Origin of the sequence: Xanthomonas citri pv. mangiferaeindicae, from assembly GCA_002240395.1 — a bacterium.
Lineage (GTDB): Bacteria > Pseudomonadota > Gammaproteobacteria > Xanthomonadales > Xanthomonadaceae > Luteimonas > Luteimonas citri_A.
Map to the genome: position 1 here is coordinate 2,131,632 of CP016836.1, position 22,668 is coordinate 2,154,299.

Consider the following 22,668-nt stretch of genomic DNA (forward strand, 5'->3'; position numbering starts at 1 on the left):
CGGGCGCAGATGCGCTCAAGCGGCGCTGCCGGCCGCCATGCCCGATGCCCAGGCCCACTGGAAGTTGTAACCGCCCAGCCAGCCGGTCACGTCGAGGACCTCGCCGACGAAGTACAGCCCCGGCGCGTGCCGCGATTCGAGCGTGCGCGACGACACCGCCTGGGTGTCGACGCCGCCGAGCGTGACCTCTGCGGTGCGGTAGCCCTCGGTGCCGCTGGCGACTAGCGGCCATGCCTGCAACAGCGCCGCGGTGTCGTGCAGTTGCGCCGGGGTGTACTGCCGCATCGGCCGGCTCGCCAGCCACACCTCGCACAGCCGCTGCGCGAAGCGGCGTGGCATGACCTCGGCCAGCACGGTCCGCAGTTCGGACGCCGGGCGCTCGGCCTGCTGCGCCTGCAGCCACGCCAACGCATCGCGGCCCGGCAGCAGGTCCAGGCGCAGGTCGTCGCCGGGCTGCCAATAGGACGAGATCTGCAGGATCGCCGGTCCGCTGAGGCCGCGATGGGTGATCAGCATGCGGTTGCGGAACGTGGCGCCGTTGCAGCCGGCCTCGACATCGAGCGCGACGCCCGACAGCTCGGCCAGCCGCTCCTGATGCTTGCCGCTGAGGGTCAGCGGCACCAGACCGGCCCGCGTGGGCAGCAGGGCATGCCCGAACGCGCGTGCGATCTCGTAGCCGAACCCGCTCGCGCCCAGGCTCGGGATCGACAACCCGCCGGTCGCCACGATCAAGGACGCGCACTGCAGCGTGCCGATCGCGGTCTCCAGCCGAAAGCCGCCCTCGACCGCGCGCGGCAGCTGCACCGCGCAATGGGTGCGGACCTGCACACCGACGGCCTGCGCCTCGTCGAGCAGCATGCGCACGATCTGCTTCGACGCACCATCGCAGAACAACTGCCCGAGTTCCTTCTCGTGCCAGGCGATGCCATGGCGGTCGACCAGATCGATGAAATCCTGCGGCGTGTAGCGCGCCAGCGCGGACTTGCAGAAGTGCGGGTTCGACGACAGGTACTGCGCCGGGGTGGTGCCGGTGTTGGTGAAGTTGCAGTGGCCGCCGCCCGACATCAGGATCTTCTTGCCGACCTTGTTGGCGTGGTCGAGCACCAATACGCGGCGACCGCGCTGGCCGGCCGCGATCGCGGCCATCAGTCCGGCCGCGCCCGCCCCCAGGACGATCACGTCCGGATCCTGGCGGGGCGGGGAGGCATGGGCGGCATCGAACATCGGACGGCACGGCGGCGAGCGGGGGCGCAGTCTAGGCGGTCTACCGCCTCAACGCCTCAACGCCTCGGCGGTGGGGCGGTGCGGTCTCCGCACGGCACTCACACGGCGCTGAATAGGCTGCGCCATCTTCCTCGATGATGCAGCCATGGATCTCAAGAGCGGCTATCCGTTCTGGGCCGTCCGCAACGGCCTGATGCATGCCTTTCCCAAGCTCTGCCAGGACCTCAACTGCGACGTGCTGGTGCTCGGCGGCGGGATCACCGGTGCGCTGATCGCCGACGAACTGGTGGCGCACGGCCATGAAGTCGTTGTGCTCGAGCAGCGCGATGTCGCCTGGGGCAGCAGCGCGGCGAGTACTGCCCTGCTGCAGTACGAGATCGACACGCACCTGGTGGACCTGGCGCAGCGTTACGGCGAGGACGATGCGGCGCTGGCCTATCGCGCCTGCGGCGAGGCGATCGACCTGCTCGCCGGCATCGCCCGCGACGTGCGCGATGTCGACTTCGAGCGCACCGGCAGCCTCTACTACGCCAGCCGGCAGCGCGACGTCTCGGCGCTGCGGGACGAATACGTCGCGCGTCGCCGGCACGGGTTCGATATCGAGTATCTCGACGGGCCCACGGTGCAGGCACGCTACGGTTTCCAGGCACCGGCCGCGTTGCTCAGCGCGCAGGCTGCGCAGGTCGATCCCTACCGGTTCGCCTCACGGTTGCTGGCGCGGCTGGTCCGGCGTGGTGCCGGCGTCTACGACCGCACCCAGGTGGTGGACCTGCAGGCGCGCAGCCGCGACGTGCTCGCGACGACCGACGCCGGTGTCCGGGTCCGTGCGCGTCATGTCGTCGTCGCGGCCGGCTACGCCAGCCAGCACTGGCTGCCCAAACGGGTGGCGCGCAACCGCAGCAGTTACGCGTTCGTCACCGATCCCCTGGACGACGACCTGCCCGAGCGGCTGGCGCGGCTGCTGGTCTGGGAGACCGCGCGGCCGTACCTGTACCTGCGCACCACTAGCGACCGTCGCCTGCTGATCGGCGGCGAGGATGACGCGGTCGACGTGCCCGCCCGCCGCGATGCGCGCGTCGACAAGAAGGCGCGCCGGCTGATGAAGCGGGTGCATGCGCTCTGGCCCGAGCTCGACCTGCAACCGACCTTCGCCTGGGCCGGTACCTTCGCCGAAACCGAGGACGGCCTGCCGTTCTTCGGTCCGCATCCGGCGACCGGGCCGCGCGTGCACTACGCGATGGCCTACGGTGGCAACGGCATCACGTATTCGATGCTCGGTGCCGGGCTGTTGCGCGCCGGGATCGAGCGTCGCCGGCATCCGCTGGCCCGGCTGTTCGCGTTCGACCGGCTCCACTGCTGACGGCGCGCCGCATCCGCATTTGCCTGCGCATGGATAATCGGTGCGATGACCGCGCCCACGCTCTGGCACCTGTACCTGCTCGAATGCCGCGACGGCAGTTGGTACGCCGGCATCACCAACGATCTCGACGCGCGGTTCAAAGCGCATGCGGCCGGTCGCGGCGCGAAGTACACGCGCGGCAATCCACCGGTGCGCATCCTCGCCAGCCGCGTCTACCCCGACCGCGCCAGCGCCTCGCGCGCCGAATGGCAACTCAAGCGCCTGCCCCGCGCGCGCAAACTGGCTTGGCTGCAGGCGCAGCCCGAGGCCTGACCTGGCAAACGGCCCTGTCTGTTGCGCGACCTGCGGCAGGCCGGCGTTCGCTGCTTCAGCGCGTCGCGCGCATGTCGCCGGTGTCGAGCCAGCGCTGGTGCCAGGACAGCGCCTCGGGCAACAGATGCGGCGTGTGCTTGCCGTAGCTCTCGCGCAGCGCGCGCGCGAAGTAGTCCTCGAGCGCGTCGCGATAGTCCGGATGCGCGCAGCGGTCGATCAGCACCCGCGCGCGCTGCTTGGGCGAGAGCCCGCGCAGATCGGCCAGGCCGTACTCGGTGACCACGATCGACACATCGTGCTCGGTGTGGTCGACGTGGCTGACCATCGGCACGATCGCCGAGATGGTGCCGTTCTTGGCCGTGCTCGGGCTCATGAAGATCGACAGAAACCCGTTGCGGGCGAAGTCGCCTGAGCCGCCGATGCCGTTCTGCATGCGGCTGCCCATGATATGGGTCGAGTTGACGTTGCCGTAGATGTCGACCTCGACCATGCCGTTCATGCCGATGCAGCCCAGGCGGCGGACGAGTTCGGGGTGGTTGGAGATTTCCTGGGTACGCAGCACGATGCGCTCGCGGAAGAAACCGAGGTTGGCTTCGAAACGCAGGCTGGCCTCCGGGCTCAGCGCAAAGCCCGTGCACGAGGCGCTGCGCAGCACACCCGATTCGAGCAGGTCGAGCATGCCGTCCTGGATGACCTCGGTGAACGCGGTCAGATCACGGAATCCGCTGTCGGCGAGGTTGGCGAGCACCGCATTGGGGATGTTGCCCACACCCGACTGCAGCGGCAGTAGCCCCTTGGGCAGGCGGCCCTTGGCGACCTCGTGCTGCAGGAACTCGACCAGGGATGCGGCGATGCGCTGGCTGGCCTCGTCGGGCGGGTTGAACGGGCTGTTGCGGTCGGGGGCGGCGGTGCGCACGACCGCGACGATCTTGTCCGGGTCGCAGCGCAGTGCGGTCTCGCCGATGCGGTCGTCGGCGTGTTCGAGCGGGATCGGGCGGCGCTGCGGCGGCAGCGCGGTGCCGTAGTAGATGTCGTGCATGCCCTCGAGCGCGAGCGGCTGCACCTCGTTGACCTCGACGATCACGCGCTTGGCCAGGTCCAACCAGGTCTTGCTGTTACCGACCGACGTCGACGGCACGATGGTGCCGTCCTCGCGGATTGCCACCGCCTCGATCACCGCCACGTCGATGTCGCCGTAGAAGCCGAACCACGCGTGCTGGGCGACGTGGCTCAGGTGCGCGTCGATATAGGCCAGGCTGCCGTCGTTGATGCGGCGGCGCGCCTCGGGATCACTCTGGAACGGCAGGCGCAACGCGATGCCATCGACCTTGGCCAGTGCGCCGTCGAGTTCAGGCGCGGTCGAGGCCCCGGTCAGCAGTCGGATCTGGAACGGCTGCCCCGCGGCATGGACCTGCTCGATGCGTGCGGCCAGCGCCACTGGCACCGCCTTGGGGTAGCCCGAGCCGGTGAAGCCGCTCATCGCGACGGTCTGGCCCGGTTCGATCAGCGCGGCTGCCTGCTCGGGCGTGACGATGCGGCTGCGCAGGGTGGCGTTGCGGATACGGTCTTCGGTCATGACGGGCACAGTGGAGTTGAAGCCCCGATTATCGCGTGGGCGGCGGGATCGTGCAGGACCACGCGGCGCCGCGTGCGCTCGCTATAGTCGTGCCCCCGTCCGTTCCCGGATTCGCCATGTCGTCGCCCGTCGTCCGCACTTCGCTTCCCGCCATCGCCTGCGCTGCAGGCGGCACCGGCGGCCATCTGTTTCCGGCCGAGGCGCTGGCGCGGGAACTGCAGCGGCGCGGGCATCCGGTGGTGATCTACACCGAGCGTCGCGGTGCGGCCTACACCCAGGCACTGGCCGGGCTCGACCACGTCGTGCTGCCGGCGCGCAGCCTCGAAGGCGGCGTCACCGGCAAGCTCGCCGCCGGGGTCACGATCCTGCGGGCGGCCTGGCAGGCGCGCCGCGACATGCGCCGGCGTGGCGTCGGCCTGCTGGTGGGCTTCGGCGGCTATCCCAGCTTCGCGCCCGCACTCGCGGCCCGAAGCCTGGGCTGCCCGCTGCTGCTGCACGAGCAGGGCGCGCGGCTGAGCCTGGCCAACCAGAAACTGCTGCGGCTGGCCGCCGGCGTAGCGACCTCGTTCCCGGCGACCGCAGGGCTCGACGGCTTCGATCGGGCGCGCGTCGTCGACACCGGCAATCCTGTGCGCGCCGCGATCCTGGCCGCACGTGGCGGCTACCCTGCGCTCGATGGCGATGCGCCGTTGCGGCTGCTGGTCGTGGGCGGCAGCCAAAGCGCGCGGGTGTTCGGCGAAGTCGTGCCGCCCGCACTGCTGCGGCTGCCCGAGACGATCCGGCGCCGGTTGCACGTCTCGCTGCAGATGAAGGGCGAGGGGGTCGACGCGGTCGAGGCGGCGCTGCGCGCGGCCGGTATCGAGGCGACCGTGCGCCCGTTCTTCGACGACATGGGCGTGCGGCTGCGCGATGCGCATCTGGTCATCACCCGCGCCGGCGCAACGACTGCCGCCGATCTGTTGACCGTTGGCCGCCCCGCGGTGATGGTCCCAATTCCGCAGGGCGGCTCGCGCGATGAGCAGCGCCGCAACGCCGAGGCTCTGGCGGCTGCGGGTGTGGGCTGGTGCATGCCCGAGGCCGAACTGAGCGCCGAGCGGCTCGCCGCGTTGCTTGAAGATGCGTTCGGTTCGCCGACGGTGCTGCCGACTGCGGCGCGCGCGGCCGTCGTGCTCGGACGACCCGACGCCGCGTCGGCGCTTGCCGATCTCGTCCAGACGACGCTGGGCATCGCGCGCGACAGTGGCTCGCGGGGCGCCCATTCCGCGGCCTGAGCCTGAATGCGCGCGGGTTGGTGAACCGGCCAGTATCGTTTTGCACTGCAGCGTGCATCCCGTCGACCAGTCTTCCAATATCGCCCCGCACCCGACGTGGGGGAGGGAGCAAGCCCGTAACCGGTTCGCCGGAAGCGGGCTTTTTTTTTTGGTCGTTCGCCGGCGTCGGTCGATTCTGCGTCTCCCCGCAGACCCGAAACCGGGGTCAGAGTGCATTTTCTCAAGGCGAAATTGCACTCTGACCCCGGTTTTTGCGGGGGAGAGCGACGTCCCGCTGGCAGGCCGATGTGCGTCAGAAGGGGAGCGCCCATTCCGGTCTCCTGTTTCGCACCGGCGGCCGCTGTCATGATGGTGGGATGACCGACGATCCCCGTGCAGCGCTCGATGCGCATGTCGCCCGCCTGTTGGCCCGCCTGCCGGATGAGGTAGGCGCCGACCCCGCGGTGATGACGCGGCTGCGCCCCGTCGCGGTCGCCAGCGACCTTGCGATCGATGTGCTGCAGCGTCAGCCCGACCTGCTTGCGCAACTGCTGGCCGACGACGGCGACACGTCGCCCACACCGCCGTCGCTGGAGGCGGGCAATCGCAATGACTGGCCGATGCTGCTGCGGCGCTACCGCCTGGCCTGCTCGACGCGACTGATCTGGCGCGATGTGCATGGGCTGGATGATGTCGAAGCGACGCTGGCCGGCAGCACGCAGTTGGCCGAGACCTGCCTGCAGGTCGCGCTGGGCGCCCTCGAACAGGATTTCGCCAGCCGCCACGGCGTCGTGCGCGACGCCGAGGGCCGCCCGGTGCGCCTGGTGGTGTTCGGGCTCGGCAAGCTCGGCGGCGGCGAGTTGAACTTCAGCTCCGATATCGATCTGGTCTACGGCTTCGAAGCGGCCGGCGAGAGCGATGGCGCGCGGTCGCTGGCGGCCGAGGACTACTTCACCCGGCTGGGGCAACAACTGGCGCGGCTGCTCGACGAGATCACCGGCGACGGCTTCTGCCATCGCGTCGACCTGCGCCTGCGGCCGTTCGGCAATGCGGGCCGGATCGCGCTGAGCTTCGCGGCGATGGAGCAGTACTTCCAGCGCGAGGGGCGCGACTGGGAACGTTACGCCTGGCAGAAGGCGCGGCCCGTGGCCGGCGACCTCGCCGCGGGCGCGCGTTTCCTTGACCTGCTGCGGCCATTCGTCTACCGCCGCTATCTCGATTTCGGTGCGCTCGACGGTCTGCGGCAGATGAAGGACATGATCGCGGCCGAGGTCGCGCGTCGGGAACTGGCCGACGACATCAAGCGCGGCGACGGCGGCATCCGCGAAGTCGAGTTCCTGGCCCAGGCGCTGCAATTGATCCGGGGTGGGCGCGAGCCGGCATTGCGCGAACGACGGTTGCTGCCGGCGCTACGGGCGCTGCATGCGGCCGGGCAATTGTCCGACGAGGCGCTGACGCGACTGCAGGCGGCGTACCTGTTCCTGCGCCGCGTCGAGAATCGCTTGCAGATGCTGCGCGATGCGCAAACCCATCTACTGCCGGCCGATCCGCTCGACCGGCTGCGGATCGCGTCCGGCCTGGGCTATGCCGACTGGGCGGGGCTCGAGGCGGATCTGCGGCGCGAGCGCGGCCACGTCGCGCACGAGTTCGATGCGCTGCTGGCGGTACGCAGCCAGCAGCGTCGCGTCGACACCGACAGCGATCTGGCGACGTGGTGGCGCGCGCTGCCCGATGGCGGCGATGCGCAGACGCTGGCTGAGGCCGGCTTTGCCGATGCGCGCGAGGTCGCCGAGGCACTGCGCGACTTCGCCCGATCGCCGAGCGTGCGCGATCTGTCTGACAACGCGCGCGCGCGGCTCGACCGGCTGATGCCGGTGCTGCTGCAAGCCTCCGCGCCGGCGGATCGGCCGCTGCAGGCCGTGCGCCGCCTGCTGGCGCTGCTGCACAACATCTTGCGACGTGCCAGCTATCTGGCCCTGCTCGACGAGCAACCGGCTGCGCTGGCGCGGCTGGTGGAGGCGGTGACTCGCAGCGCCTTCCTCGCCGAGCGCCTCGCTGCGCATCCGCTGCTGCTCGACGAACTGCTCGACGCCCGGGTCGAGGGTCCACTGCCCGAGCGCGATGGTCTGGCGACCCAGTGCAATCGCGTGCTGCAACAGCGCGATCTGGAATCGGCGTTGCTCGCGCTCAACGAGATCCGCCAGCAACTGAGCTTCCGGATCGCGCTGGCCACGCTCGATCGCAGGCTCGATCCTCCCACCGCGACCCGGCAGTTGGCCTGGCTGGCTGACGCGGTGGTCGCGGTGGTGCTCGCGCTGGCGATGCGCGAACTCGAGCGTGCCCATGGCCGGTTGCCCGACGCCCGTTTCGTAGTGGTCGGTTACGGCAGCCTGGGCGGCGAGGAACTGGGGTTCGGTTCGGATCTCGACCTGGTCTTCCTCTACGACGCGCCCGCCGACGCCCAATCCGATGGCGCCCGGCCGCTCGATGCCCAGCGCTGGGCGGCACGTCTGGCGCAGAAGATCGTCGCGCTGCTGGGGACGGTGACCGGCGGTGGCCGGCTTTACGACGTCGACGTGCGCCTGCGCCCGGACGGCGGCAAAGGGCTGCTGGTCTCGTCGCTGGCCAGCTACGCGGAGTACCAGCGCGAGCGCGCGTGGACCTGGGAACACCAGGCGCTGGTGCGTGCGCGGGTGGTTGCGGGCGATGCGTCGATGCGCGAGGCGTTCGAGTCGGTCCGCAACGACACGCTGGCCCGGCCTCGCGAGCCTGTGGCGCTGCGGGAGGAGATCGCCGCGATGCGCCGGCGCATGCGTGGCGAACTCGATCGTTCGACTGCCGACCGGTTCGACCTCAAGCAGGGCGAGGGCGGGCTGGTGGATCTGGAGTTCCTGGCCCAGTCGCTGGTGCTGCAGGGCGCGGCGACGCATCCCGAGCTGCTCGTGCCCCGCGCCAGCCCGGCGTTGTTCGAGGCCGCGGCGGCGGCGGGCCTGTTGCCGGCCACCCAGTGTCAGGCGCTGCGTCAGGGCCATGCCTGTCTGCTGGAGGCGGCGCTGGCCTGCATGCTCGATCGCCGGCCGCGCATCGCATCGGTCTCGCCGGCGCTGGCATCGGCTCGGGCGACGATCGCAGGTATCGCCGGCTGGGCCTGATCTTCATCCTGGATTCGCCCGGACAGGCGCAGGCTTGACCCTCTGGAGACGGCCCACAGCGGTGGCGCGGCTACCCGCTTGGGTGAACGGTCCCTGTCCAGAAAGCGTTGGACGTTCCATGGCCAGAACACTCGGGAACTTCCGGCAGCCTTAGCAGTCATATCTGGAGACTGCTACCATCCTTTCATGAGCACGCAGACCATGACCCACGCCCTGGTTGCCAACAGCCTGCCGATCCCCAGCCCGCTCGGTTCGCTCGATGCCTATATCGGCGCCGTGCACCAGATTCCGGTGCTGACGGTCGAAGAGGAGCAGGCGCTGGCGCAGCGGTATCGCGATCATGACGATCTCGATGCCGCGCGCGAGTTGGTCCATTCGCACCTGCGCTTCGTCGTCCATGTGGCCCGCGGTTACAACGGCTACGGATTGCCGCTGGGCGACCTGATCCAGGAAGGCAACATCGGCCTGATGAAGGCGGTCAAGCGCTTCGATCCGGACGTCGGTGTGCGACTGGTGAGCTTTGCCGTGCACTGGATCCGCGCCGAGATGCACGAGTTCATCCTCAAGAACTGGCGCATCGTGAAGGTCGCCACGACCAAGGCGCAGCGCAAGCTGTTCTTCAACCTGCGCAAGAGCAAGACCCGTCTGGGCTGGCTCAACGCCGAGGAAGTGCGCACCGTTGCCGCCGACCTCAACGTCTCCGAGCGCGAAGTGCTGGAGATGGAATCTCGCCTGTCGGGCCGCGACATCGGTTTCGATGCGCCCGCGGGCGAGGACGACGACAATGCGCCACCGGCGCCGGTCGCCTACCTCGTCGCGCAGGACGAGGACCCGGCGCAGGCCTACGAGCGCAGCGACAGCGAGGCCGACCAGCTCGAACTGCTGCGCGAAGGCATGGCCAAGCTCGACGCCCGCTCGCGCGACATCATCCGTCGCCGCTGGCTCGACGACGAGCACAAGGTGACGCTGCAGGAACTGGCCGACGAGTACGGCGTGTCCGCCGAGCGGATCCGCCAGGTCGAGGCCAACGCACTGAAGAAGATGAAGGCGTTGTTCGCGGCCTGAGTGCCGCAGTAGCCACCGCAGGATACAGACTGACGGCCCGCGCAAGCGGGCCGTCTGCATGTGGGCTGCCGCCGGGCAGCTGGCGCGAGGCGCGATGACCTGGTGGGCTTGCACCTGCCGATGCGGCGTCTTACCGGCGATCGGGCAGCCGCGCCTCGATCACCACTTGAACAGCACCAGGCTCAACGCCAGTGCGGCCATGCCGGTGACCAACCCGTAGACGGTTTCGTGGCCCTTGGCGTAGCGCTTGGCGGCGGGCAGCAATTCGTCGAGTGCGAGGAAGACCATGACGCCGGCAATGAGCCCGAAGACGGCACCGAACACCGGTTCGGACAGGAACGGGCGCAGCAGCGCGTAGCCGATCAGGGCGCCCAGCGGCTCGGCCAGGCCCGACAGCAGACAGGCCAGGAAGGCGTAGGTCTTGTTGTTGGTGGCAAAGTACACCGGGACTGCGATCGCAATGCCCTCGGGGATGTTGTGGATCGCGATGGCGAATGCCAACGGCAGACCGACGCCGGGGTTCTCGATCGTGGCGAAGAACGTCGCCAGGCCTTCGGGAAAGTTGTGCGCGGTGATCGCGATCGCCGTCAGCAGGCCGACGCGTTTGACGTAGCTGGCGTTGTGCTCGCGGAAGTACGGGTCGTCGACCTCCAGCCGCTCGTGCGGGTTGGGCACCAGCTTGTCGATGGCGACGATGAACAGCAGGCCGCCGAGGAACGCGAACGTTCCCCAGGTGAAGCCGAGCTGCGGACCGTAGGCGTCCGTGAAGGCGAGGATCGACTTGTCGAGGATCTCGGTCAGCGACACATAGACCATCGCGCCGGCCGCGAATGCGAGCCCGAATGCGAGCAGCCGCGCATTGGGCTGCTTGGCGAAGATCACCAGCAGGCTGCCCAGGCCGGTCGCCAGGCCAGCGGCGGTGGTGACCGCGAGCGCGATCAAAAAGTGCTGGCTGGAGATGTCGAGCATGGGGGCGGCCGGATCGAAGTGGTCAGTCCGGCGCCGTGTCGGGCGTCGACGGATGAGCGGCCATGCTATCCGAAGCCTGCAGCGAATGGTCCTGCACCCCCGCTTCGGGTCCCACTTCCGGTGCCGGCCCGAAGATGATCCGGGCGGCCCGCCGGTGGGTCCAGTAGGCGAGCGTCCAGTTCAGCAGCACTACGACGCGGTTGCGGAAGCCGATCAGGAAGAACACGTGGGCGACCAGCCAGAACCACCAGGCGGGCGCGCCCGAGAGCTTGATGCGCCCGAGGTGGGCGACGCCGGCCATGCGGCCGATCGTGGCGAGGTTGCCGTAGTCGCGATAGACGAACGGGGTCCTGGGCTGGTTGCGCAAGTCGGCGAGCAGATTGGTGGCTGCGTGCTCGCCCATCTGCTTGGCGGCGGGCGCCACGCCCGGCACCGTGCGTCCCTCGCTCTGGACCGCGACCATGTCGCCGATGGCGTAGATCTCGGGATGGCCGGGCACAGTGAGGTCGGGGGTCACCTGCACACGGCCGGCGCGATCGCGCGGCACGTCCAACAGCGCGCCCAGCGGCGAGGCCGCGACGCCGGCAGCCCAGATCACGGTCCGGGCGGCGATGCGACGCTCGCCGATCCGGTAGCCCTCGGCATCGATCTCGGCGACCGGTTCGCCGGTGAGCACCTCCACCCCGAGCTTTTCCAACTGGCGGCGGGCCTTGGCCGACAGGTCCTCGGGGAACGAGGCGAGCACGCGTGGACCGGCCTCGATCAGCCGGACCTTGGCCAGCGCAGGGTCGATATGCCGGAACTCGCTGCGCAGGGTGTGGCGCGCGATCTCGGCCAGCGTCCCGGCCAGTTCGACGCCAGTCGGACCGCCCCCGACGATCGCGAAGCTCAGCCACGCGGCGCGGGCGTCGGGATCGGCTTCGGCCTCGGCGCGCTCGAACGCCAACAGCATGCGGCGACGCAGGTGCAGCGCGTCGTCGAGCGTTTTCAGCCCCGGCGCGTGTGGCGCCCAGCGGTCATTGCCGAAATAAGCGTGGGTGGCGCCGGCGGCGAGGACCAAGCGGTCGTAGCCCAAGGTCATGCCGCCATCGAGGGTGAGCGTGCGGGCCTCGGGGTCGATGCCCTCGACCTCGGCCATGCGGACCTCGACGTTGCGCTGGCGTCGCAGGATGTGACGCAGCGGCGCGGCGATGTCAGGCGCCGACAGGCCGGCCGTGGCGACCTGATAGAGCAGCGGCTGGAACAGGTGATGGTTGCCGCGGTCGATCAGCGTGATGCGCACTGGCGCGCGCGCCAGGGCACGCGTGGCCCAGAGCCCGGCGAAGCCGCCGCCGACGATGACGACGCGGGGAAGATCGGAAGCGGCGGACATCGCGGCCTCTCGAAGCGGGGACGCTCGATTCTAGGTCGAGCGCCGTGCACACACACAAAACCGGGGTCAGAGTCGAATTTTCAAGCAACCGGGGGCAGCGTCCACTGGATTCGCCGCGGCCTGATGGATGCGGGCGAATAATCGACTCTGACCCCGGTTCTGCGGGGGCTAGCGCTGCGCGGTCACAGCCGGGCGCGTTGTGCGGCGAGGGCGTCGCGCTGTGCGGTCCAGTCGGCCAGGCGCTGGCGTTCCTGTTCGACCACGGTCATCGGGGCGTTCTTGACGAAGGTCTCGTTCGACAGCTTGCCGTGGCACTTGGCCAGTTCGCCTTCGACGCGCTTGAGTTCCTTGTCCAGGCGCGTGCGTTCGGCATCGAGGTCGACCAGACCTTCGAGCGGGACGTACAGCGCGAACTCGCCGACCAGGGCCGTGGCTGCCGGCGGCGGGTCGCCTTCGAGGCGGTCGATGCGCTCCAGGCGGACGAGGGAGCGCAGCTGCGAGTCGAAGCGACGCAGCCGCTCGGTCGACAGCGGGTGGTCTTCCCGAGTCAGCAGCACGATCTGGCGCGACGGTGAAACGCCCAGTTCGCTGCGGATGCGGCGCAGGGCGCTGACCATCTGCTTGAGCCATTCGACATCGGCGTCGGCCTTCGAGTACGCGGCCACGGCCTGCGCGTCGGCCTGGGGATAGGGACGCAGCGAGATCGTCGTGTCCGCGATGCCCAGCCGCGGCGCGACCTGGCGCCACAGTTCCTCGGTGACGAACGGAATCAGCGGATGCAGCAGTCGCAGCAGCGATTCGAGCACGTGCAGCAGGGTGCGGCGGGTGCTGTCGGCGGCCGCTTGGTCGGTGCCCAGCAGCGCGGGCTTGGCGAGCTCGACGAACCAGTCGCAGAATTGGTTCCAGGCGAACTCGTAGAGCGTCTGCGCAAGCAGGTCGAAGCGGTAGCTCTCGAAATGCGTACGGGCTTCGTTGGCGGCCTGGTCGAGTCGCGACAGGATCCACTTCTCGGTGTCGGTCACCGGCCAGGCGGTATCGGCCGTGGCAGCGTCGAAGCCCTCGGTGTTCATCAGCACGAAGCGTGTGGCATTCCACAGCTTGTTGCAGAAGTTCTTGTAGCCCTCCGCGCGGCCGAGGTCGAACTTGATGTCGCGACCGGGGCCCGCGAGCGCGGCCATCGTGAAGCGCAGCGGATCGGCGCCATGCGCGGCGATGCCTTCGGGGAACTCCTTGCGCGTGGCCTTCTCGATCTTCGGCGCATCCTTGGGCTTCATCAGCCCCGTGGTGCGCTTGGCGACCAGATCCTCGATCGTGATGCCATCGATGATGTCGAGCGGGTCGAGCACGTTGCCCTTGGACTTGGACATCTTCTGGCCGTCCTTGTCGCGGACCAGACCGGTCATGTAGACGTCGCGGAACGGCACCTGGCCGACCAGATGATCGGTCAGCATGATCATCCGTGCCACCCAGAAGAAGATGATGTCGAAGCCGGTGACCAGCACGCTCGAAGGGACGAATTGCGCGAAGCCGCGCGCGTCCATCGCCGCCGTGTCCGGCCAGCCCATCGTGCCGATCGGCCACAGCCCGGACGAGAACCACGTCTCGAGCACGTCGCTGTCCTGGGTCAGCGCCACGTCCGGCCCCAGGCCCGCCTTCTCGCGCGCCTCGGCTTCGGTGCGGGCGACATAGATATTGCCGGCGGCGTCGTACCACGCCGGGATGCGGTGTCCCCACCACAGCTGGCGGCTGATGCACCAGTCCTGGATGTTCTCCATCCAGTGGCGATAGGTGCTGGTCCAGTTCGGCGGGACGAACTTGACGGCGCCGCTTTCCACGAGCGCCAGGCCGCGCTGGGCCAGGCCGTCCATCGCGACGAACCATTGGTCGGTCAGATAAGGCTCGATGACCTGGCCGGTGCGGTCGCCACGCGGCACCTGCAGCTTGTGCGGGCGCGCCTGCAGCATCAGCCCCTCGGCCTCGAGTTCGGCGAGCACGGCCTTGCGCGCCTCGAAGCGGTCCATGCCGCGGAAGCGCTCGGGCGCCGCGTCGTTGAGCGCGGCGTCGGGGGTAAACAGATTGATCGTCGGCAGGCCGTGGCGCTGGCCGACCTGGTAGTCGTTGAAGTCGTGCGCCGGGGTCACCTTGACCACGCCAGTGCCGAATGCACGGTCGACGTAGGCGTCGCCGATCACCGGGATCGTCCGGCCGGTCAACGGCAGTGCCACGGCCTTGCCGATCAGGGCTGCGTAGCGCGAGTCCTCCGGGTGCACCATCACGGCGGTGTCGCCGAGCATCGTTTCCGGCCGCGTGGTGGCCACGACCAGGTGGTCGCGCGTCTCTCGCAATGTCTCGTGGCCGTCGGCGTCGATCTCGATGTGCTCGTAGGTCGCGCCGTCGGCCAGCGGGTAGCGGATTTCCCACAGGAAGCCGTCTTCCTCTTCGCTGACGACCTCCAGGTCGGAGATCGCGGTCTTGAGCACGGGATCCCAGTTGACCAGACGCTGGCCACGGTAGATCAAGCCTTGCTCGTGCAGGCGCACAAAGGCCTCGACCACGGCCTGCGACGGTTGCGGGTCCATCGTGAACGTCGTGCGCGACCAGTCGCCCGAGGCGCCCAATCGGCGCATCTGGCGCTCGATCGTGCCACCCGACTCGGCCTTCCATTCCCACACCTTCTCGATGAAACGCTCGCGCCCCAGCGAATCGCGGGTCTCGCTGCTGCCGGCCAGCTTGAGGTTGCGCGAGACCACCATTTCGGTCGCGATACCGGCGTGGTCGGTGCCCATCTGCCAGAGCGTGCGGTAGCCGCGCATCCGGTGATAGCGCACCAGGGCGTCCTGCAGCGTGTGCTGGAACGCATGCCCCATGTGCAGCGTGCCGGTGACGTTGGGCGGCGGCAGCAGGATCGTGTAAGCCGGGCCGTCACCCTGCGGCGCGAACACGCCGCCGGCCTCCCACTCGGCGTACAGGCGGGCTTCGAAGGAACCGGGGTCGTAGCTGGGGGCGAGAGGCATGGTGGGAGCGCCGTGATTCGTGATGGGTGATTCGTGATGGGGGCGCGTATACAGGGCGGGGTGGGCGGCATCGCTCGACGCCAAAGCCCCGATCCCGGTGTTCGGCCTTGCCCTCACATGTCGTGCTTGGAGACCTCGAGTCCGGCGGCCTTGTAGTGGCGCCAGCGCTCGCGCAGAGGTTCACGGGCCGAGTCGTCGGCGGGGACGACTTCGAGTACGCGTTCGAAGCCGCCGTCGACCGCGGCATCGCGCAGGTTGATCACCAACGCGCGCATCGGGGTGTCGGTGTCGGGGGCTGCGATCAGCACCGGCGCCTCGTCGTCTTCGTCGTCGGTACCAGCGATCTGGTGCGGGATGTAGTCGTCCTCGCCCATGTCCCAGAGCATGTCGTCGAGCATCTCGGCTTGCGCCATGTCGCGCGCCAGCACCAGCGTCCACTGCTGCGCGGCATAGGCCTTGCGCACCAGTTCGCAGACCAGCCGGAGCGGCTCATCGCGGAAACGGGGCTTGGCGATCAGATAGAAGTCGGCGCGCATGGAAAAGGCAGAGAAAGAGGTCGTCTCAGCAGGGATCAGTCGAGCGGGCTAAACCGGGATCAGAGTGCAATTCGACGCGGGGTCAGAGTGAAATTTCGCCTTGCGAAATTGCACTCTGACCCCGGTTTTCAGGCGGCGGTGCGGTCGAGCAGCCACTGCGACAGCAGGCCGACGGGACGGCCGGTGGCGTAGGCCATCTTGCCGCTGCCGCTGGCGCTGCCGGCGATGTCCAGATGGGCCCAGCGCTGTCCTTCGGTGAAGCGCGAGAGGAAGCAGCCGGCCGTGATCGCGCCGCCCCAGCGGCCGCCGATGTTGTAGACGTCGGCGAAGTTGGAATCGAGCATCGACTGGTACTCGTCCCACAGCGGCAGGCGCCAGGCGCGGTCGAAGACGTGCTCGCCGGCGGCCAGCAGTTCGGCGGCCAGGTCGTCGTGCTTGCTCATCAGGCCGGTGGCCTGTGTGCCGAGTGCGACCATGCAGGCGCCGGTCAGCGTGGCGACGTCGACCAGGGCGGCCGGCTCGAAACGCTCGGCGTAGGTCAGCGCGTCGCACAGGATCAGCCGGCCCTCGGCGTCGGTGTTACCGACCTCGATCGTCTTGCCCGACATGCTGGTGATGACGTCGGACGGGCGATAGCTGTTGCCGTCGATCGCGTTCTCGACCGCCGGCACCACGACGTGCAGATTGATCGGCAGGTCCAGGCCGACCGCGGACACGAACGTGCCCATGACCGTCGCCGCGCCGCACATGTCGAACTTCATCTCCTCGATGCCGCCCTGCGTCTTGAGGTTGACGCCGCCGGTGTCGAAGGTGATGCCCTTGCCGACCAGGACGTAGGGCTTGGCGTCGCCACCGTTCTTCCAGCTCAGCACGACCAGGCGGGGGCGGTTGGCCGAGCCGCGGGCGACGGCCAGCAGCGAGCCCATGCCCAGCGCTTCCATCTGCGCTTCGTCGAGCACTTCGCATGAGGCCTTGTCGAAACGGTCGGCGAACGTGCGCGCCTGTTCGGCCAGATAGGCCGGATTGCAGACGTTCGGCGGCAGGTTGCCCAGTTCGCGCGCGAACTTCACACCTGCCGCGATCGCCTTGCCCTGCGCCAGTGCCTGGTCGTCGTCGCCGACGATGGCGATCGAAGCCAGCTTCGCCGGCTCGCGCTTCTTGTTGCGCGCGCCCAGCGTGGCGACATAGCGATAGGCAGCGTGATCGGCGGCGATCACCGCCTGGCGGATCGTCCACGCGGTGTCGTGGCCGGCGACCTCGAGGTCGGCCAGTGCCAGCGCCGCGTTGGCGATGGTGCCGTCCTTGAGGGCGCGGATCGCATCGCCGACGGCGCGCAGGTACTGGGGCGCACCGAACTTGGCGCGCTCGCCCAGGCCGACGGCCAGCACGCGTGGTGCGGTCACGCCGGGCAGGTCGTGCAGCAGCGTGGTGCGCCCGGGCTTGCCGGGCAGGTCGCCGCGCTGGGCGAGCGCCGACAGGCGACCGCCGCTGGCGGTGTCGATGGCGGCCGCCGCGCCCGACAGCGGACCGTCGGCGAAGACGCCAACGACCAGGCAGTCGCTCGACAAAGTGGGGGGCGCGTCGCGGTTCAGGGAGAATTCGAGGGTCATCAACCAGATTCCATGGGGTGATCGGTACACTTCACGGTCCAGCGGGCGTGGCCTGTGACAGGCTCGCCATCGCAGATGCGTCGTGAAGGCGCGGCTGGACGAACCCCCAAGTCTAAAGCAAAGCCCCCGCGCCCGATGCCGAAGCTCGACCGCTACCTGTTCCGCGAATTTGCCCAGGCGACCTTCGCGGCGCTGGTGGTGCTGATGATCGTCAGCCTCGGTGGGGTGTTCGCCGATGTGCTCGGCGACATCGCGCGCGGCCGGGTGCCGGCCGGCCTGATGCTGGCCCAACTGGGCTTGCAGGTCGTCAACTATCTGCCGTTGATCCTGCCGCTGGGCCTGATGCTGGGCCTGATGCTGGCGTTCGGACGCCTGTACCGCGATTCGGAAATGCCGGTGCTGACCTCGGTCGGCGTCGGCCCGGTGCGGCTGTTGCGGCCGCTGGCACTGGTCGTGGTGCCGATGACGCTGTTCATCGGCGCCTGCTCGCTGTGGCTCGGCCCGTGGGCTCGTGGCTACTCGCAGCAGATGATCGAAGCCGGCCAACGCAGCCTGCTGGTCTCGGGGCTGGAGGCCGGCCGGTTCGTCGAGTTCCCCGGCGGCAACGGCGTGGTGTACGTCAATGCGATGTCCGACGACGGCAGCCGCCTGGGTCGGGTCTTCGTCTATCGCCAGGACGACGGGCGCATGGACGTGACCACCGCGCTGAGCGGCGAATTGAGTGTCGAGGCGGCGGGGCGCTTTCTGCGGCTCGATGAGGGCTTCCGCGTCGAAGGCCCGCTCGATGCCGGGCTCGATTACCGGCTGATGCGCTATGCCAGCAACGAGATCCGGTTGCCGGCCGCCGATCTGGGCGCCGATGCCGACGATCCGGCGCTGCAGCCGACGCTGGCGCTGCTTGGCGACGACCGCCGCGAGGCCCGCGCGCAGCTGCATTTCCGGCTGGCGCCGCCGCTGTTGGCATTGGCCTTCGCGCTGCTCGCGGTGCCGCTGGCCCGAAGTCCGCCGCGCCAGGCCCGCTACGGTCGGATGATGATGGGCTTTTTGGCCTACGTCATGGGCATGAACCTGATGATGCTGGGTGCCGACTGGGTCGGCGAGGGCCGGATTCCGGTCGCCCTGGGTTTGTGGTGGCTGGTGCTGCCGTTGCTGGGCTTCGGCGCCTGGCTGTATTTCCGCGATGGCCGTGTGGTCGCGCCGAAGTGGAGGCGTGCGCGATGAGGCCGTGGGTGCGGATCCATGATCTTTACGTCGCCCGCATGGTCACCATCGCGGTGTTCGCGACCTGGGTGGTGCTGGTCGGGCTGGACGCGTTGATGGCCGGCGTCAACGAGATCGGCGCGGTCGGGCAGGGCAACTACACCTATATGTCGGCGGTGGCCTACATCCTGCAGACGCTGCCGCGCCGCGCCTATGTGATGTTCCCGACCGCGGCGGTGATCGGGTCGCTGATGGGCCTGGGGCAACTGGCCGCGACTTCGGAACTGATCGCGATGCGTGCGCTGGGCCTGTCGCGCACACGTCTGGCCATCTCGGTCGCTCTGCCGCTGCTGGTGCTGACGGCCCTAATGGTGGTCAACGGCGAGACCCTGGGGCCGATGGCCCAGCGCAGCGCCGACAGCATGAAATCGGCCCAGCGCTCGAACAACATGGTGGTTGGCCGGTATTCGGGCCTGTGGGCGCGCGAGGGCGACACCTTCCTCAATGCGCAGAACGGCAGCGAAGTCGCCGAGGCGGGCGGCAGCCGGATCCAGTTGCAGGACGTGCGCCTGTTCGAGTTCGCGAGCGACGGCCGCCTGGAGTCTGTCGCCCACGCCAAGACCGCCGAGCACGGCGCCGACGGCTGGCTGCTGCGCGACGTGCAGCGCACCTGGTTCGAGCCGCGCGCAGTGACCCGGACCGAGGCGCTCGAAGAGCACTGGGCCTCGCAGCTCGACGCGTCCACGCTGGCGGCCAGCGCCAGCAGCATCTGGCGGCCGCGCTACATGCCGGCCAGCGAACTGCGCGCGGGCATCGAGTATCGCAAGCGCAACCAACTCGACGCCGGCGAGTTCGAGGAGCATTACTGGGGGCGCTGGTTCTACCCGCTCAATGTGCTCGCGCTGTGCCTGGCTGCGATTCCGTTCGCGTTCGGCTCGCTGCGCAGCGGCAATGCCGGTAAGCGCCTCTTTATCGGCGTGGTGTTCGCGCTCGGCTTCTGGCTCATGCAGATGCAGGTGGTGAAGTTCGCCGCGGTCTACCGGATCGATTTCCGCCTGGCCTACCTGCTGCCACCTAGCGTGATGCTGCTGGTGTCCTGGCTGCTGTTCCGTCGACGCAGCGCCTGACGGGCGGCGGCGTCGGGCGGCGCTTGCCGGGCCGCGAACAACGATGGCCGGCGGCGGGTTTGAACTGTCATTTCGACGTGGGCATGCGGTCGGCTGCGCCCCTGGCGCCCCGGGCAGCGCAGGGCCTCTCAGCGCGCAGACCGCTTGGGATCGCGCACGATCCGGGTGCCGCTCGCCCGGTCGTGCCAGGTCAGGCGGTCGCGATCGAACCAGGCCCACCAGAACCCCAGGCCGCCAGCCAGCAGCGACACCGTCCCGATCGCGAAACGCAGCCACAACGCGCGTGCCGTCGGCTGGCCGCCATCGTGCCCGCGCACCCGGATGCGCCAGGGCCGCATGCCCAATGTCTGGCCGCCGTGGCGCCAACTCACGACCGCATAAGCGCCGGTCGCCAGCCAGCAGCACAGCCACAGCAGCCACTGCAGCGTGCTCAGCGGCGCGATGTTCTCATGCGGGTCGTGATGCCCGGCGAAGGTATAGCCCGCGGTGAACAGGGCCGATAGCAACAGCCACAACGCGAGCGCCGGCCAAAGATCGTAGACCAGCGCCAGCAGTCGCCAGCCGATCCAGGGGCGAGCAGGGGCGGCGGGACGGGAAAGCGATGCAGACATCGCGACAGGATAGCGGCAGCGCCCGGTGTTGCGCTGCGCAGGCGCGACGATGACGCCTGCGTTCGGCGGCGGATGTCAGACCGACGGTGTGGGGTCGGCCGTCAGGCTCTAAGCTGTGCACGATATGCCGACCACCGCCACACCCGCCGAACGCCGCGCCCTCGTGGTCGGCCTGCCACCGTTGCGCGACGATGACCGCGCTGCGATCGAAGGGTTTCTCGACGCGTTCTGGGCCGAGACCGGCATCGCCGCGCAGACCGGTTCGGCCTACCGTCGCGACCTGGAAGGGCTCGCGCGCTGGCGCGACGGCCGCGACGGCGGCATCGCCAACGCGGACCGTGCCGCGCTGTTCGACTACCTGGCATGGCGCACCCGCCATGGCTGGTCGCCGCGCAGCAATGCGCGGCTGCTGTCGGCGCTGCGCGCGTTCTACGCCGACCGGCAGCGCCGGCATGGCCGCGCCGACGATCCGACCGCCCTGCTCGAACCGCCGAAGCTGCCTCGGCCGCTGCCCAAGGCCTTGGGCGAATCGCAGATCGAGGCCTTGCTCGCCGCGCCGGATGTGACCGCCGCCGATGGCTTGCGCGATCGCACGATGCTCGAGCTGATGTACGCCTGCGGCCTGCGGGTCAGCGAGCTGACCGGCCTGCCGGCCAATGGCGTCAATCTGCGCCAGGGCGCACTGCGGGTCACCGGCAAGGGCGAACGCACCCGCCTGGTGCCGCTGGGCGAAGAGGCGCAGCACTGGTTGCAGCGGTATCTGGCCGAGGCCCGCCCGGTGCTGGCCGGCGGCAAGCCGCTGCCGGCCGACACCCAGGGTGGCACGCCGCTGTTCCTGACCGCCCGACGCCTGCCGCTGTCCCGGCAGCAGTTCTGGGGCCTGGTCAAGCGCTATGCCGCGATCGCAGGCATCGACCCGGCCCGGATCAGCCCACACGGCCTGCGCCACAGTTTCGCCACCCATCTGCTCAACCACGGCGCCGACCTGCGCGCGCTGCAGATGCTGCTCGGCCACAGTTCCCTGTCGACGACCCAGATCTACACCCTCGTCGCCCGCGAACACCTCAAACGCCTCCACGCCACCCATCACCCTAGGGGGTGAGCGCATGCGCTTGCGAGCCACTGGCTCGCGCATGCGCGAACGCCTCGCGTGCTTCGCGAGGCCGGGCGAGCGCTGGAGCGAATAGCCGATTGCGACCCGACGCCGACCCCGCATGCGCGAACGCCCGGCCAAGGGTGAGACGAGGGCGCTGCGAGGCACCGCCTCGCGCCCTGGGCGAACGCCCCGCGTGCTGCGCGGGGCCGGCCAGCCGGGCTGGGCGTTCGTCAAGCGACTAGGCTCCGCCATGGACGGCGGTGGGAGGTATCGACTCCGAGGCGGCACTGCCGCGCGGGCTTGGCGAACGCCTCGCGTGCTTCGCGAGGACGGGCGAGCGCTGGAGCGAATAGCCGATTGCGACCCGACGCCGACCGCGCATGCGCGAACGCGCCGCGTGCTGGGCGGGGCCGGCGCGCGGAAGAGCCCGCCCAACGGGCAGGCCGGATCGCCTCCCGTCTGCGCGCACAGGCTTGCGCGAAATGCACCCCCATCCCAACCTTCCCCCGCAGGCGAGGGAAGGGGCGAAAAGCAGAATCGCGCAGGGTACTTCCCCGTTTGCGCGGGAGGTCAACGCCGCAGGTGCCAGGTGGGGGCAACCTCGAGCGTCGCCTCCCGTCTGCGCGCACAGGCTTTGCGCGAAATGCACCCCCATCCCAACCTTCCCCCGCAGGCGAGGGAAGGGGCGAAAAGCAGAATCGCGCAGGGTACTTCCCCGTTTGCGTGGGAGGTCAACGCCGCTGGTGCCAGGTGGGGGCAACCTCGTGCGTCGCTTCCCGTCTGCGGGCACGAGCTTTGCGCGAAATGCACCCTATCCCACCTTCCAACCGTGAAGAGAGCAACGCCCCCGCAGGCGGGAGAAGGGGCGAAAAGCAGGGTCGCGCGTTACCTCCTTCGCTTGGGGCTACCTCCTCCGCTTGCGGGGGAGGTCGGCGCCGCAGGCGCCGGGTGGGGGAAGCTCGGGCATCGTGGTCGACACGGCGTCTGCCCGCTGGCGGTGCCCGGCACCCGAAGGCCCCGTTCGCCATTCTGCCCGTGAACACCAATGCGACCGCAAGGCCCCGGTTCGATTCCCGGTCACGGCTTCGTGCCAGAATCGCCGGTCCTGGAGTTTCTCCGTCCGCGGTAGCCCGATGCGATGAAGCGATACCTGTTCGCCCTGTTGAGCGCCTTCAGCCTGTCCGCCTGTGCCCA

The 22,668-nt window shown here is 69.3% G+C and carries 15 protein-coding genes and 1 pseudogene; 8 read left to right on the forward strand and 8 right to left on the reverse strand.

Annotation, left to right across the window (positions count from 1 at the left end; genetic code table 11):
• Positions 1-15: 15 nt before the first annotated feature.
• On the reverse strand, positions 16-1,224 hold the full coding sequence (locus BEN78_09220; GenBank protein ID ASR43524.1) for a hypothetical protein: 1,209 nt from the start codon (positions 1,222-1,224) through the stop codon (positions 16-18).
• Positions 1,225-1,369: 145 nt separating this feature from the next.
• On the opposite strand from BEN78_09220, the gene BEN78_09225 reads away from it, so the two are divergent.
• A complete protein-coding gene (locus BEN78_09225; protein ID ASR43525.1) occupies positions 1,370-2,584 on the forward strand; it encodes an amino acid oxidase in 1,215 nt (404 codons plus the stop codon).
• 45 nt (positions 2,585-2,629) lie between these two features.
• Positions 2,630-2,896 (forward strand): nuclease, encoded by a 267-nt coding sequence (locus tag BEN78_09230; protein ID ASR43526.1) that lies wholly within the window; start codon positions 2,630-2,632, stop codon positions 2,894-2,896.
• A gap of 55 nt (positions 2,897-2,951) precedes the next feature.
• Here the strand turns inward: BEN78_09230 and BEN78_09235 are convergent, their stop codons facing one another.
• Positions 2,952-4,472: an acetyl-CoA hydrolase gene (locus tag BEN78_09235; protein ID ASR43527.1), complete on the reverse strand. Its 1,521-nt coding sequence runs from the start codon at positions 4,470-4,472 to the stop codon at positions 2,952-2,954.
• Between the two features lie 116 nt (positions 4,473-4,588).
• On the opposite strand from BEN78_09235, the gene BEN78_09240 reads away from it, so the two are divergent.
• The 3 genes from BEN78_09240 to BEN78_09250 all read left to right on the forward strand — a co-directional run bounded on the left by BEN78_09240 (position 4,589) and on the right by BEN78_09250 (position 9,939).
• Positions 4,589-5,743, forward strand: coding sequence for a hypothetical protein (locus BEN78_09240; protein ASR43528.1), 1,155 nt, complete (start codon positions 4,589-4,591; stop codon positions 5,741-5,743).
• Positions 5,744-6,099: 356 nt separating this feature from the next.
• Positions 6,100-8,874, forward strand: a complete 2,775-nt coding sequence (locus BEN78_09245; GenBank protein ID ASR43529.1) for a glutamine-synthetase adenylyltransferase — start codon at positions 6,100-6,102, stop codon at positions 8,872-8,874.
• A gap of 186 nt (positions 8,875-9,060) precedes the next feature.
• Complete coding sequence (locus BEN78_09250) at positions 9,061-9,939, forward strand: RNA polymerase factor sigma-32 (protein ASR43530.1); 879 nt, start codon at positions 9,061-9,063, stop codon at positions 9,937-9,939.
• Positions 9,940-10,098: 159 nt separating this feature from the next.
• Here BEN78_09250 and BEN78_09255 read toward each other — a convergent pair whose 3' ends face one another.
• The 5 genes and pseudogenes from BEN78_09255 to BEN78_09275 all read right to left on the reverse strand — a co-directional run bounded on the left by BEN78_09255 (position 10,099) and on the right by BEN78_09275 (position 17,440).
• The gene (locus tag BEN78_09255; protein ID ASR43531.1) at positions 10,099-10,908 is read right to left on the reverse strand and encodes a zinc transporter ZupT; all 810 of its coding nucleotides are present in this window, start codon (positions 10,906-10,908) and stop codon (positions 10,099-10,101) included.
• A gap of 127 nt (positions 10,909-11,035) precedes the next feature.
• Positions 11,036-12,280, reverse strand: a pseudogene (locus BEN78_09260) (pyridine nucleotide-disulfide oxidoreductase).
• 182 nt (positions 12,281-12,462) lie between these two features.
• Positions 12,463-15,294 (reverse strand): valine--tRNA ligase, encoded by a 2,832-nt coding sequence (locus tag BEN78_09265; protein ID ASR43532.1) that lies wholly within the window; start codon positions 15,292-15,294, stop codon positions 12,463-12,465.
• Between the two features lie 113 nt (positions 15,295-15,407).
• Entirely contained in the window at positions 15,408-15,830 is a 423-nt protein-coding gene (locus BEN78_09270) for a DNA polymerase III subunit chi (protein ASR43533.1), read from the reverse strand.
• 128 nt (positions 15,831-15,958) lie between these two features.
• Positions 15,959-17,440 carry a leucyl aminopeptidase gene (locus BEN78_09275; GenBank protein ID ASR43534.1) on the reverse strand — a complete coding sequence of 494 codons (1,482 nt, stop codon included), beginning with the start codon at positions 17,438-17,440 and terminating at the stop codon, positions 15,959-15,961.
• 135 nt (positions 17,441-17,575) lie between these two features.
• Here BEN78_09275 and BEN78_09280 point away from each other — a divergent pair, with 135 nt between their 5' ends.
• Both BEN78_09280 and BEN78_09285 read left to right on the forward strand, forming a co-directional pair.
• Complete coding sequence (locus BEN78_09280; GenBank protein ID ASR43535.1) at positions 17,576-18,661, forward strand: LPS export ABC transporter permease LptF; 1,086 nt, start codon at positions 17,576-17,578, stop codon at positions 18,659-18,661.
• Positions 18,658-19,767: an LPS export ABC transporter permease LptG gene (locus tag BEN78_09285; GenBank protein ID ASR45047.1), complete on the forward strand. Its 1,110-nt coding sequence runs from the start codon at positions 18,658-18,660 to the stop codon at positions 19,765-19,767. Before BEN78_09280 ends, BEN78_09285 begins: the two co-directional genes overlap by 4 nt.
• A 128-nt stretch (positions 19,768-19,895) precedes the next feature.
• Here BEN78_09285 and BEN78_09290 read toward each other — a convergent pair whose 3' ends face one another.
• A complete protein-coding gene (locus BEN78_09290; GenBank protein ASR43536.1) occupies positions 19,896-20,378 on the reverse strand; it encodes a hypothetical protein in 483 nt (160 codons plus the stop codon).
• A 124-nt stretch (positions 20,379-20,502) separates the two neighbouring features.
• Between BEN78_09290 and BEN78_09295 the strand changes: the two genes are divergently transcribed.
• The gene (locus tag BEN78_09295) at positions 20,503-21,480 is read left to right on the forward strand and encodes a site-specific tyrosine recombinase XerD (protein ASR43537.1); all 978 of its coding nucleotides are present in this window, start codon (positions 20,503-20,505) and stop codon (positions 21,478-21,480) included.
• Positions 21,481-22,668: the final 1,188 nt, after the last annotated feature.

What these genes read in the sequence shown, in the direction of transcription:
- BEN78_09265 (ASR43532.1), bottom strand. Translation starts at nt 15,294, where the DNA reads ATGCCTCTCGCCCCCAGCTACGACCCCGGTTCCTTCGAAGCCCGCCTG.
- BEN78_09270 (ASR43533.1), bottom strand. Translation starts at nt 15,830, where the DNA reads ATGCGCGCCGACTTCTATCTGATCGCCAAGCCCCGTTTCCGCGATGAG.
- BEN78_09230 (ASR43526.1), top strand. Translation starts at nt 2,630, where the DNA reads ATGACCGCGCCCACGCTCTGGCACCTGTACCTGCTCGAATGCCGCGAC.
- BEN78_09240 (ASR43528.1), top strand. Translation starts at nt 4,589, where the DNA reads ATGTCGTCGCCCGTCGTCCGCACTTCGCTTCCCGCCATCGCCTGCGCT.
- BEN78_09245 (ASR43529.1), top strand. Translation starts at nt 6,100, where the DNA reads ATGACCGACGATCCCCGTGCAGCGCTCGATGCGCATGTCGCCCGCCTG.
- BEN78_09250 (ASR43530.1), top strand. Translation starts at nt 9,061, where the DNA reads ATGAGCACGCAGACCATGACCCACGCCCTGGTTGCCAACAGCCTGCCG.
- BEN78_09285 (ASR45047.1), top strand. Translation starts at nt 18,658, where the DNA reads ATGAGGCCGTGGGTGCGGATCCATGATCTTTACGTCGCCCGCATGGTC.
- BEN78_09280 (ASR43535.1), top strand. Translation starts at nt 17,576, where the DNA reads ATGCCGAAGCTCGACCGCTACCTGTTCCGCGAATTTGCCCAGGCGACC.
- BEN78_09220 (ASR43524.1), bottom strand. Translation starts at nt 1,224, where the DNA reads ATGTTCGATGCCGCCCATGCCTCCCCGCCCCGCCAGGATCCGGACGTG.
- BEN78_09290 (ASR43536.1), bottom strand. Translation starts at nt 20,378, where the DNA reads ATGTCTGCATCGCTTTCCCGTCCCGCCGCCCCTGCTCGCCCCTGGATC.
- BEN78_09255 (ASR43531.1), bottom strand. Translation starts at nt 10,908, where the DNA reads ATGCTCGACATCTCCAGCCAGCACTTTTTGATCGCGCTCGCGGTCACC.
- BEN78_09295 (ASR43537.1), top strand. Translation starts at nt 20,503, where the DNA reads ATGCCGACCACCGCCACACCCGCCGAACGCCGCGCCCTCGTGGTCGGC.
- BEN78_09235 (ASR43527.1), bottom strand. Translation starts at nt 4,472, where the DNA reads ATGACCGAAGACCGTATCCGCAACGCCACCCTGCGCAGCCGCATCGTC.
- BEN78_09225 (ASR43525.1), top strand. Translation starts at nt 1,370, where the DNA reads ATGGATCTCAAGAGCGGCTATCCGTTCTGGGCCGTCCGCAACGGCCTG.
- BEN78_09275 (ASR43534.1), bottom strand. Translation starts at nt 17,440, where the DNA reads ATGACCCTCGAATTCTCCCTGAACCGCGACGCGCCCCCCACTTTGTCG.